The sequence below is a fragment of the Paenibacillus lutimineralis genome (assembly GCF_003991425.1).
Taxonomy (GTDB): Bacteria; Bacillota; Bacilli; order Paenibacillales; family Paenibacillaceae; genus Fontibacillus; species Fontibacillus lutimineralis.
Genome location: NZ_CP034346.1, coordinates 3,058,317 through 3,070,828, shown reverse-complemented (window position 1 = coordinate 3,070,828; position 12,512 = coordinate 3,058,317). Strand labels below are relative to the sequence as shown.

Genomic DNA, 12,512 nt, shown 5'->3' with positions numbered 1-12,512 from the left:
GTAAAACAAAACAAAACAAACCGATTTTCAGCTGTTAAAACAGTGAAAAATCGGTTTGTTTTTTTGCGAAAAATGCATTGTATTTGTGATGGAAATCATAGATTTGATAACAGTTTAAGGGGTGGATTTGCATCTTCTCTTAATCCTGGATGCCAATCAAGGATAAATTCAAAAGCATTATTGGCAAAAGCATCATTTATATTATAATCATGTAAGTTATAGACGAATTTTGGTTGTAAGAAATCAACTTGCTCTTTTAACAATCTACTATATCCGATCACTCTTCTAGAGGTAATCGAATCATCAAGTTTCGTTGGCGCTTTATCCGATTCATTATGTAAGAGGATCAGCCCTTTCTCCATCTTACCCGTAATGGATTGCTGATCACTCTTATCATTTAATATATTTACATTTAACGATAGATTATAATCTGGATTCATATCTAGTGCTCTACGCCAATAGGATGACCATTCACTTAACTTAATATAATATCGCCCTTGAAAATAGCTTCTGATCGTCGGCATCAGGATATGAATAACCGGATGCAGTTGTTCTTCTTCTATTATAATGTCAAGCATTCGGAAGTAACCAAGACTAGCTTGCTTCACTTTCTTATACTTAAATAGCCGATTCAATCCGAGCAACATATGATCCAATACTTCATTAATATGCTCCGCGGTTACGTGACGGATTCCTAGATCGATGGTTTGCCAATTGACTTGTCTGGTCCGATTCACTTCCGATATCAAACGATGATTAATAAATGCAAGCTCCAGTGTTTTTTTCCACGATCCAAGCATTCTTAATCCTCGCCTCCATTCTTAAGAGAAGAGAATAGCTGATATCAGCTATTCTCCGAGTCTAACGAGGTTGTAGTTCTTCTTGCCCTTACGGATAATAATGAAGCGACCTTCGAAGGAGTTGTCTACGGTCACATTCATTTCTGTATCCGTGATCTTCTCACCATTCAGAGAAATGGCACCGCTTGTAATATCCTCACGTGCTTGGCGCTTGGATGGTTCAATTCCTAGATCAACGAGCCAGTCAACGATATTCTTTGCTTCCTTGGAAGCGTGGAATGTAGGCATTTCTTTAAATCCTTGTTCAATTTCATCTGCGGTTAGGGATTTGATATCGCCACTGAACAATGCTTCTGTGATCTTCTTAGCTTGTGCGAGTGCATCTTCGCCGTGTACGAATTTCGTCATCTCTTCAGCCAATACACGCTGTGCTTCACGTTTATGTGGTTCAGTCTGTACTTTCACTTCAAGAGCATCGATCTCATCCTTCGTTAAGAAGGTGAAGAATTTCAGGTATCTAATGACATCGCGATCATCTTGGTTAGCCCAGAACTGGAAGAATTCAAATGGAGTCGTCTTGTTCGGATCGAGCCAGATGGCCCCGCCAGCTGTCTTACCAAATTTCGTTCCATCTGCTTTGAGCATCAATGGAATCGTTAAGCCGAATGCTTTCGCTTCAGGGCCTTCCTTCTTACGGATCAAGTCAAGTCCGCTTGTGATGTTGCCCCATTGGTCAGCACCGCCGATCTGCAATTGCACATCCTCATTCTTAAATAGATGAAGGAAGTCGATCGACTGCAGGATCTGGTACGAGAACTCAGTGAAGGAAATACCCGAATCGAGACGGCTAGCTACAATATCTTTAGCCAGCATCGTGTTGACGCTGAAGTTCTTCCCGAAGTCACGAAGGAAGTCCAAGATTGTAATGTCCTTCGTCCAATCGTAGTTGTTCACCATGCGAAGACCTGTTTCTCCTTCATTCAGGAACAGCTTCTTCATTTGCGCAGTCAGAGCATCCACGTTGTTCTGTACTTGATCCATCGTCTGCAATGTACGCTCTGTAGTACGACCGCTCGGATCACCGATTGTACCTGTCGCACCGCCGATCAGAATGACGGGACGATGTCCTGCGAGCTGGAATCTCTTCAACATCATAAATGGAATCAAATGGCCTATATGCATACTGTCACCGGTAGGGTCAACACCACAGTACAATGAAATCGACTTCTCGCTCGTTAGTTTACGTAATCCTTCTGCATCCGTCTGTTGATTAATGGCACCGCGCCATTCCAATTCATCGATAATGTTCATCATTGTAGTTCATCTCCCTGGTGAATTTTAATTTTAATTAGATAAATAAAAAAATCGTCTCCTAGTCTATTTTAGACATAGGGACGATTTATTAACCGTGTTACCACCCACATTGCATCAATGGCGCTGCAGTTCACCATTAATACCACTCATAGCAATGATATCGATTGCCAGTCCGCTTAGCATTACCTAAGGTACTCCGGAGTGTAATTCGCAAAGTTTTGTATGACCAGGTCGCATCAACCCCTGGCTTTCTGAACAGTGACAAACTTGCTACTTCGCTCTTTCATCGTGCATCCAATATTAGATTACAGCAATCATAGTGCTAATAAATTTCTTTGTCAACACTTTAATTTCAATCTTTTTGTTGGAAAATTATTCCCCCATTCGGATTAAAGTTGCTAAGATCTGTACGATTGGTGGAACTATATATGTGTCATAGGGGATAGTTATAGTGGTTTTTGGATACAGCCAATATACATATTAAATTTCTTATATTTAATGTCATTAATGTTATCTTCTCTTTGCTTTTTCTTACAAGCTAACCGGTTCATTTTTTTGACGACAAGGCCTTGATATTATAGGCAATTCTTCAAAGCATTTTACCGAACTAACACTTTTATTAACACGAATTAACATGATCATAATGACAACATTTAGGAGTGTATATTCTGATTAAATAATTTATAAAAATTCGAACTTCAGAAAAAATATTGAGTGAATAGAAAGTTGATTTATTCATTTCTCATATGGCAATTAGATGCATATTTTGGAGAATAATGCTCAAGCTATATTAGACCAAAGCTGGCTAAATGTTGAATTCGATTGCTATGGAGTGAGTTCTTGTGGACAAAACTGGCGGTAAGATCGGTATTATCCAGATCATTATGATCATCATGCTCTTCAATGGATTGCTAAGCCACGTTATCGTCAATCCGATTCTGCTCGATGCTTCTCATAGAGATTCCTGGATAACGCTTCTGTTCACAGGTGTGCTATATATCCCATGGACTATTCTAATTGTCTATATTATGAGGAAATCTGAGAGGCAGCATCTTCAGGAATGGCTTGCCAAGAAAACCAGTTCATTCTTGTCTTGGGTTATGCTAGCCCCTGTTGCTGTACTACTATTAATTATCGGGAATATGACAATTACACAGACAACGGTCTGGACGGTATCGAATTATTTACCAACCACACCACAGACCGTCATTATCATCATCTTGATTATAGTCTGTCACTATGCAGCCAAGCATGGCATTACTGCTATTGCTATAGGTTCAGGGATTATTCTGCCAGCTGTTATTGTTCTTGGCTATTTTGTGTCAATTGCGAACATGCGGGAGAAAGAATGGCTACTTCTACTACCTGTTTTTGAGAATGGTTGGATGCCTATCTTTAACGGGATGATGTATGCTGGCGGAGCATTATCTGAGATTTTTCTGGTCTTACTGCTTCAACATCGTCTTAAGACTACGATAAAGCCATGGCAGATCATGCTTTTGGGTCTCCTGCTTGTCTATATATCTCTCGGTCCGATCATCGGAGCGATCACAGAATTCGGTCCTACGGAATCTGCAAAGCAGATGGTCTCTCCCTATGAGCAATGGCGGCTCGTGAAGCTGGGGAACTATCTAGAGCATGTTGACTTTCTATCTGTATTCCAGTGGTTGTCGGGAGCAACAATTCGTATCAGCCTGGCCCAATTCCTGATCGCAGAGTTATTTGCACCTCGTAATACTAAATTACGCAATCGAATCATAACACTGATTACGACAATTTACATCATATTAGCAGTTGGCCTTAAACGATACAATACGTTCTATTTAGGTCTGTTCAAACTTGTTCTCATTGCTACTCTAATCATCGCTGTTGTCTTAACTGCCATTTGGGCCGTTATCGCCTGGTTCGCTAAACCCACTAAGGAGGAGACATCATGAGCGAACAACTCAAGCAAACTTCGGTCTGGACCAAGCAGAAGCTGTCCGGTTTATTTAAAAAGGCATCCGATGTTATCCTCCAATCATTTCATTTTAAGGATGAGAATGCGACTTGTGAAATTATGCTTATCTATTCCGGAGGGCTCTGTGATGGCGCGGAGATTGTGCATACAGTGCTTCCGGAGCTGGATCAAATGTTCGGGCGTGATCATTTCCAGAACTTGCTGATGTACGATGCGGTTGGGGCCCTGCCCCTGATTCCTTTCAACAAGGAAGTATCACAGGAAGAGATCGTTGATCTCGTCTTTGAAGGTGATCTGTTAATTGTCTTTACGGATACCAATGATCTATTCAAATTGAATATCAGTAATATTCCAGAACGTTCTCCAGAGGAATCCAGCACGGAGATTTCCATTAAAGGGCCGAAGGACGGATTTGTCGAGGCGTACGCGAAGAATATCGCTCTGATCCGCAAGCGCATCCGCAGCACCTCATTGTGCTGTGAGACGATTATGCTGGGAAAACGGACGCGAACTAAGGTTGCTATGATGTATATAGACGATATTCTGTCTCCAAAAATCTTAGAAGAGCTCAGACATCGTATTCAAAAAATCGATGTAGATGGTCTCTTTAGTATTAATCAGCTAGAAGAAGCTTTGTCCGATGTAAAGTATCCAATCTTTCCTTTGCTTGATTCGACCGGACGGCCAGATTTTGCCGTGAACGCTTTGCTATCGGGAAGGTTTGTTATTATCATTGACGGAAATCCGCTCGCTATCATTGGTCCCGCCACCTTCTCTCTTATTCTGAAATCGCCGGAGGATGTGCATTTTGGCTTCCAATATGTCACCTTTGTCAGATTGATCCGACTGTTCAGCTTCTGGATGTCGATTCTATTGCCTGGCCTATATGTGGCCCTGACTGCATTTCATCAGGACCAGATTCCGTTCCAACTAATGGCAACTATCGCCACTGCACGTCTGGGGCTTCCCTTCAATGCACAGCTAGAGATGTTCACACTACTGCTCCTACTAGAGATTTTCCGGGAAGCTGGCGTACGGCTCCCGACCTCGATCGGACAGACGTTAACGGTGATCGGAGCACTCGTGATCGGAGATGCTGCGATCCGGGCGGGACTCGTCTCCCCTGCAGTCGTCGTGGTTGGTTCGATTACAGCGGTAATGGGGGTTACACTTGTCAATCAATCGTTAAGCTCCATCGTCAGTGTACTGCGCTTTGTTATATTTCTGATCTCCTCATTAGTTGGAATGTTCGGGCTTATCCTAGCAATGCTACTGCTCTTGTTCTATATGTCCAGGATGAAATCGTTCGGCATACCTTATCTCATGCCGATATCCCCCCCAAATTTTAAAGACATATTGAAGAGCTATTTACGAGTTCCTTGGAGTAAGATGCGCAGTCGTCCAGCTTCGCTTGACCCAATTGATCCTGACCATCAGCAGGAAGATGGACAATGAGAGCGGTTAGACGGAAACTCCTGTTGCTCGCGGGCGTCATTCCAATGTTGTTGTTATTGCTAACGTCCTGCTGGAATTCCAAGGACATTCAGAACATGGCCTATATAACGGCCATCGGGTTCGATTACGAGAATGGAAAATACGTTACGTATGTACAGGTGCTTAATTTCTCCAACGTAGCCAAGTCCGAAAGCAATCAATCGGGACGCAGCGTGCCAACCTGGATTGGTAAAGGAGAAGGTACATCGGTAACCCAGTCCTTCAACTCCATCTATTCGACAGCACAGCTTAGGGTATTCTGGGGACATGTTAAAGCCCTCGTCTTCAGCGAGCGATTCCTTGAGGAAGGAGAACGGATTCGATCTACATACGATTTAGTGAATCGTTATCGTGAAATCCGCTACAACATTCCGGTATACGGAACACGGGAACCATTGCGTGATATTCTCGCTATGAAGTCGAATTTGAACCTTTCTCCGCTTCAGACCGTGATGGAATCTCCCGAAATGTCTTATTCTCAGCGGTCAGACATCCTTCCATTGCACGGCTACAAGCTCATCGCTCTTATTAATGAACCGGCGGGTGCCCCCCTTCTTCCTTCTTTAGCCATTGATCGGGAAGCATGGACGGAAGACACGGACCCAAAGTCGATGTTCAAAATTGATGGCGCCTATTTCTTCAAGGGTACTGTGGCCAAAGACTGGTTCTCCGAAGATGATCTAAAAGGTTACCGCTGGATGCAGAAGAAATTACAACGCTCGATCATTAATATTCCGAATGATATCGAGCCTGAAGCGGCCATTGTAATAGAAAATCCGAGTAACTCGGTTCATCATACCGTTCGGGACGGACATGTCTATTTCACGATCAATTTGAAGCTGAATGCTTATGTGGATGAACTTCGGCGTAACCTTAAGAAGCAAGAAATCGAAAAAATGGCATCTCAGACGATCGAAAATCAAATCAGACATACCTTTATGAAGGGAATGGCCCGTAAGGTTGACATCTTCAATCTTACCGAATGTCTATACCGTGAGAATCCGAAGAAATGGCGGGAGTTGAATTCAGAAGGTGGGTTCATGATCGATAAGGAATCGCTGGTGAACGTCAAAGTTGATGTGAGACTACAGCATAGCGGAAAATATAAGCTAAGAGTTGATTAACTGGAGTATAGGAAAGAGCATCCACTGGTGAGACAGGCCGTATACACCTGCAATCATTTCGTGAATGCTCTTTTCATGTTCAGTCTAACTTACTATCTTTTTGCTTCAAACAACAAATCCAGAATCTTATCATCTGCCTTACGATTCTTACCTTGGTATGGATAGCAATGAATATGAATCGCTGGATTAAAATTAATCTCAATAACGCTGTAGTTATGAGGGGTTGCCTCATTTTGGTAATCATCAATCATCATATCTACGCCACAGATTGTTGCCCCAGCTGCTCTAGCTGATCTTACGGCTAATTGCTTATAGCTGTCTGGAATTTCATCAGTATAGTCAATGCTATCTCCGCCTGTACTGATATTTGAGTTTTCTCGCAAATAGACGATTTCGCCACTAGCTGGAATATCTTCTGCTGATTTTCCCTGCCCCTTTAAGAATAGTGCTTCAGCATCACCTAACTGGATTCGTTCAAGCGGAGTTTTGTATCCCTTTCCTCTTAGCGGGTCTTTATTCTTCTCATGAATTAATTGGACAATCGTGTGCAGCCCATCCCCGATGACGTTTGCAGGGACACGGTGTAAAATCCCAACCACTTCATCACCCATCACCAGAAAACGGTACTCTTTTCCCGTCATGAATTCCTCTAACAATACAGTACGATCATATTCAAAGGCCATCTCAAATGCCTTGCGATAATCCTCTATAGAAAACTCACCCGTGAATATAGTTATTCCAAGGCCAAAATTAGTAGATTTAGGCTTAATAACGATTTGTTTGCCTAGATAATTCTCAAATGCGGACATAGCCTCTTCTATATTTCCGTATGCCTCTCCGTTCGGAACACGAATACCGTTTGCTCGTAAGACTTCTTTGGTTACGATCTTATTCTCCATAATAAGTACAGTGCTATAAGAGTCTAATGAAGTTTTGGTAGCTTGCTTTACATATTCGACCTGAGTATCTGTCTGCAACCGGATAAAATTTTCTTCCCGATCAAGGATGTCAAATCGAATTCCGCGTTTGATCGCCGCCTTAAGTAGAAGCTGCGTAGACAATTCAAAGTCTTCGTACCCGGCAAATTGATAACCCACTTCCATACTTAGCTTCTTGTACAGCTTTGCCTGATTCAAATGATAGGCTGAAAAAGATGATTTTTCAATTTCTGATTTGACGATGGCTGCATAGCTGGTTTGCGGGTTTAAGATCCGCTTCTTTTCTTGTTCAATAACTTGCTGATCCTTTGTATCACCGGGCTTAAGAATATTTAATAATTCCATCATAGAATCCAAAATCTCAAGAGCAAGAGCCTCCATACTTACGGTCGTATGATCCATTTGGATCTTCGCATGAATTCCTTCAGACAAGAGGAGATCAACGTTATCATGTGCTTGCTTCTGCTCCTCCAAATCCAAGGGTTCGTCCTGTAAGAACAATGAGAACACAATAAACAAATGAATAAATTGAAGCGTATCATGACGAATTCCAATCTTACTTAAAGGGTTCAGATCGATCATTCGAAGTTCTAAATATTCGACTCCATGCTCGATCAACTCTGCTAGCATATCTTCACCCTTCGCTGTTTTAAGACGAAGTGAGCTATACAATTCCTTTGCACTCAGCAGCTGCTTGTTTGCAATGAATTGACGAATATCTCGAACATAATCCTTAACGGAGTTAAATGACACATAATAAGGCTTTTCATTACGGTATCCACACGTACTATTCCGCAATGAATTCATATATGGGAAGTAGTGGCTCTCTTCATCAAGATGATTACTTAAATGTACGCATCTCTCAATATAGGTCTTATCGAATACAGGACTTGCACCAGTTAGGTAAATGAGCAGCCAGCGGTAGCGAAGTATGTTCCGCGCAACTTTTAAGTACATCCCATCTTTAAATTCCTGATATGAAACGGTTTGACCTAGCTTTTGATGAAGTCTTATCAATAAACTGTCCCGGAAAGAGAAGTTGAAATGAATTCCACTTAGCAATTGTTTTTTACGTCCATATTTCTCGGCCAATTGTACACGATAGTGGTCCTCCTTTGGATCGTTCATCTTCGCAATAGGAATCTTCTCTTCCGATGGAAGTACTGGCGGATTACTGCTGGTCCATAAGTACTCATCTTGCAGTTCAAGTGTGACGATATCATGCAGCGTCTCTAAGAAATGATAAGCCTCATCTGTACTATTTAGCGCAGGGGTGATCATTTCAATCTGACTTTCTGAGAAATCTGTTTTAATGTAGGGATGATCAAGCTTATCGCCAAATACAGATGGATGAGGCGTTAGGGCGAGTTTTCCGTCTTGGTCTACCCGCGCATTTTCCTTCTCAAGTCCAAACTGGCCTTTAAAGACTTCTTCTTGTAAATTCCCTCTAATAATTTCATCTATAAAATGATGATCCAGTGCGATCATACTCATGACCTTCCTTCAGTAATGATTAAGTATTCAATGCAACAGGTTTATTCAAATTTCGAAGCGTCATATTAAACCAAACTACAAGAATAACTCCCTTCAGAACACTGCTTAATGCAATCGACATCCATACTCCATTCAATCCAAAATGCCATGATAGAACGATGGCCATAGGTATACGAAGGGCTGTAAGAGCAATACTAAAAATCGGTGGGATATGTGTCTTGCCTATTCCGTTAAAAGCCCCAACAGTCATTAACTCCAGACACATAAACAATTGTGAATATCCGATGATTCTCATATAATCTGCACCCAGCTCTAGAGATGTAGAATCCGTCAGGAATAATGAGAAGAGTGGTTTAGGGAATAAAATAAAAATGAAGGATATAAAGACTCCGAAAGTCATCGTTAACAATAAGGCTCGATGATAGCCCTCTTTGATTCGTCCTAATTTTCGTGCTCCATAATTTTGACCAAAAAACGCTGCGATGGCGCCCTGTAAGCCACCGATGGTCATATAAGAAATGGACTCGATTTGAATCCCGACCTTTTGTACAGCGATCGCCTCCGGACCCCAGTTAACAATAATTTTTGCAATAATAATGGAGATTACTGTGAATGTTACCCTCTGTATCGTAATCGGAATTCCCAGCGAGATTACTTCGCGCATTTCTTTCCATTTGTACGAGATGTTCTTTGCAAAAAGATGAGTGTTCTTCGCTTCAAAAACAAACAGCACCGTGACGAACATATTGGCTGCTAACGTTGCAAATGCCGCTCCCTTCACTTCCATAGCTGGTATGGGGCCCAGTCCAAAAATCAATATTGGATCAAGCAGCATATTAATTAAGAAGCCAATCGTAAAGATTTTGAAGGGTCGCTTACTGTTGCCTAGTGAATTTATAATGGTACTAAATAAGGTGTTGATGATAGAGAAGCTTATTCCGATCATAGAGATCAGCAAGAACTGAATAGCCATGCTTTCTACATTGTCATTACCTAGCCCAAAGAAACCAATAAGTCCATTTTTAAATGTGAAAATAATCACCATATATAAGACGCTTAAGACTACTGACATCAAAAAGCCATTCTTGATATACACCTTGGCTTGGTCTTCTCTTCCTTCACCTATGCTATGTGCCACTTTAATTCCGGTTCCTATAGTAATCATGGTCGATAACGCAACCGCTAGATTCACAAAAAAGCTAGCCGTTCCAATAGCGGCAACAGGATCGCTTCCCAATTTGCCAACCCATATCATATCAACCAGTCCATAAGTGGTAGAAATAAAGTTTGTAGCGATAATTGGTAACGTTAACTTCACAAGTGTAGGGGTGATGGGCCCCTCTGTTAGATTCCTCGTTCCTTTCATTCCACTAAACTCCTTGGGTCAGAAAATAAACCGACCTTAAAGGCCGGCCCTCTATCGATAGTTCTTAATTCCCTGATGCTAAAAACTGATCTACACGTGCTTTTATCGCATCGCGTACTGCTCTGAATTGTGACATAATTTCCTCTTCTGTCCCTGTGGCTTGAGCTGGATCATCAAATCCCCAGTGCCACTTCGTCACATTCTTATTGGAAATGACCGGACAATGTTCATCCGCATGGCCACAAAGTGTAATGACATAAGTAGCCCGATTCAGAATTTCTGGATGAATGACATCGGATGAATGACTAGTTATGTCAATACCTGCTTCTTTCATGACCTGAACTGCCCTTGGATTTAATCCATGAGCTTCAAGTCCTGCACTGAGCACCTCATAACGATCGCCACCAAGATGTTTCAACCAAGCCTCTGCCATCTGACTACGACAAGAATTTCCCGTACATAAGAAATACACTATTGGTTTACTCATTAATATTACGACCCCTTTGTTGAGAAGTATTTTCTTTCAAACCTACGTGCTACATTCACAAGCAAGATCAATACAGGTACCTCAACAAGAGGACCTATCACCGCAGCAAATGCCTGCCCCGAATTAATTCCAAATACCCCAATCGCAACTGCAATCGCTAATTCAAAATTATTACTAGCCGCTGTGAAAGATAGCGAAGTACACACTTGATAGCTTGCTCCGGTTCTATGAGATAAGTAAAACGACGCAAGAAACATAATAACAAAGTAAATGACTAAAGGGATCGCGATACGAACCACGTCTAACGGTAGACTTACAATCATATTTGCCTTTAAGGAAAACATCATAAGGATCGTAAACAGCAAGGCGATTAAGGTTAGTGGACTAATCTTCGGAATAAATTTCTGAACGTACCAACCTTCCCCTTTCGAACGAACAAGGAAAAAACGTGTTAAAAATCCAGCCACAAACGGGATTCCTAGGTAGATTAAAACACTCTCTGCTATTTGCCCTATGGTAATGTTTACTTCCATCCCAGCGATGCCGAACCATTCAGGCAATACCGTGATGAAGATATAAGCAAATACAGAATAGAATAGAATCTGAAATATAGAGTTAAAAGCTACAAGTCCTGCCGTATAATCTGGATCACCTTTCGCTAAATCGCTCCACACTAGTACCATAGCTATACAGCGAGCAAGGCCAATCATAATAAGACCAATCATGTATTCAGGCATATCACTCAAAAACAGGATGGCTAGGACAAACATGAGGATCGGACCCAGTATCCAGTTCTGAATCAATGAGAGAATAAGTACCTTCCAATCTTTAAATACCCGTCCCAATTTCTCATAACGAACCTTTGCAAGTGGAGGATACATCATTAAGATAAGGCCAATAGCTATCGGAATAGAGGTAGTACCTATTTGCATCTCTGTTAGAGTATCCGATACCCCCGGTAATAAGCTTCCGAGTAAAATACCTATTGCCATCGCAGCGAAGATCCAAATCGTTAAAAATCGATCTAGAAAAGATAATCGCTTGATAGTTTGACTCATATGCAGTCCTCCTTTGGCTTACACGGAATTTCATTTAGAACGGACCTGGATTCTTCGCTTAATTCGGGTAAATGCATCAGTATTTCGCGGATGTAGGGTTTATCATTAATATCCAAAGAATAAAAGATCCATTGACCACTACGTTGTTCTTGTACAAGGCCACCGTCTTTTAATTTACGCATATGTTGACTGATGTTCGGTTGAGTCATCTTTAAGATTTCAACCAAGTGACATACGCAAGCTTCTTGGTGAAATAAGATATTGATAATGTTTAAACGTGTTTTATCCCCTAACAACTTAAGTTGTTCTGCCATGATATCCGTAGGAATCACATCTTTCCCTCCTTCATATATTCATTCCGATCGCTTATTTCCAAGATTATTATATAAGCATTCACTTATATAATCAAGTAATTATCTAATTATTTCTGCTTTTGCCGCATTTGCATCGTTTACTCTTGACTCGGAATAAACTTGA

10 protein-coding genes and 1 other annotated feature are annotated in these 12,512 nt (G+C 41.4%); of the genes, 3 read left to right on the top strand and 7 right to left on the bottom strand.

What is annotated here, in order from left to right:
• Positions 1–95 precede the first annotated feature (95 nt).
• Positions 96–800 (bottom strand): protein rep, encoded by a 705-nt coding sequence (locus EI981_RS13135; protein WP_126998803.1) that lies wholly within the window; start codon positions 798–800, stop codon positions 96–98.
• 48 nt (positions 801–848) lie between these two features.
• Complete coding sequence (gene tyrS / locus EI981_RS13130) at positions 849–2,111, bottom strand: tyrosine--tRNA ligase (RefSeq protein ID WP_127004654.1); 1,263 nt, start codon at positions 2,109–2,111, stop codon at positions 849–851.
• 76 nt (positions 2,112–2,187) lie between these two features.
• Positions 2,188–2,410, bottom strand: a binding site (T-box leader).
• A gap of 546 nt (positions 2,411–2,956) precedes the next feature.
• Here tyrS and EI981_RS13125 point away from each other — a divergent pair.
• Genes EI981_RS13125 through EI981_RS13115 form a run of 3 tightly spaced genes read left to right on the top strand, consistent with a single transcriptional unit; the run spans position 2,957 to position 6,692 of the window.
• Positions 2,957–4,051 (top strand): endospore germination permease, encoded by a 1,095-nt coding sequence (locus tag EI981_RS13125; protein WP_126998801.1) that lies wholly within the window; start codon positions 2,957–2,959, stop codon positions 4,049–4,051.
• Positions 4,048–5,529, top strand: coding sequence for a spore germination protein (locus EI981_RS13120; RefSeq protein WP_126998799.1), 1,482 nt, complete (start codon positions 4,048–4,050; stop codon positions 5,527–5,529). The genes EI981_RS13125 and EI981_RS13120 overlap by 4 nt, the downstream gene beginning before the upstream one ends.
• Entirely contained in the window at positions 5,526–6,692 is a 1,167-nt protein-coding gene (locus EI981_RS13115) for a Ger(x)C family spore germination protein (RefSeq protein WP_126998797.1), read from the top strand. The genes EI981_RS13120 and EI981_RS13115 overlap by 4 nt, the downstream gene beginning before the upstream one ends.
• 92 nt (positions 6,693–6,784) lie before the next feature.
• Here EI981_RS13115 and gshAB read toward each other — a convergent pair whose 3' ends face one another.
• From gshAB to EI981_RS13090, 5 genes are all read right to left on the bottom strand, one after another.
• Positions 6,785–9,124 (bottom strand): bifunctional glutamate--cysteine ligase GshA/glutathione synthetase GshB, encoded by a 2,340-nt coding sequence (gene gshAB / locus EI981_RS13110; RefSeq protein WP_418789054.1) that lies wholly within the window; start codon positions 9,122–9,124, stop codon positions 6,785–6,787.
• A 19-nt stretch (positions 9,125–9,143) separates the two neighbouring features.
• A complete protein-coding gene (locus EI981_RS13105; RefSeq protein ID WP_126998795.1) occupies positions 9,144–10,490 on the bottom strand; it encodes an MATE family efflux transporter in 1,347 nt (448 codons plus the stop codon).
• A 64-nt stretch (positions 10,491–10,554) separates the two neighbouring features.
• Positions 10,555–10,977: an arsenate reductase (thioredoxin) gene (gene arsC / locus EI981_RS13100; protein WP_193556460.1), complete on the bottom strand. Its 423-nt coding sequence runs from the start codon at positions 10,975–10,977 to the stop codon at positions 10,555–10,557.
• Between the two features lie 5 nt (positions 10,978–10,982).
• Positions 10,983–12,035 carry an ACR3 family arsenite efflux transporter gene (gene arsB, locus EI981_RS13095; protein ID WP_126998791.1) on the bottom strand — a complete coding sequence of 351 codons (1,053 nt, stop codon included), beginning with the start codon at positions 12,033–12,035 and terminating at the stop codon, positions 10,983–10,985.
• On the bottom strand, positions 12,032–12,367 hold the full coding sequence (locus EI981_RS13090; protein ID WP_227011831.1) for an ArsR/SmtB family transcription factor: 336 nt from the start codon (positions 12,365–12,367) through the stop codon (positions 12,032–12,034). The genes arsB and EI981_RS13090 overlap by 4 nt, the downstream gene beginning before the upstream one ends.
• Positions 12,368–12,512 lie beyond the last annotated feature (145 nt).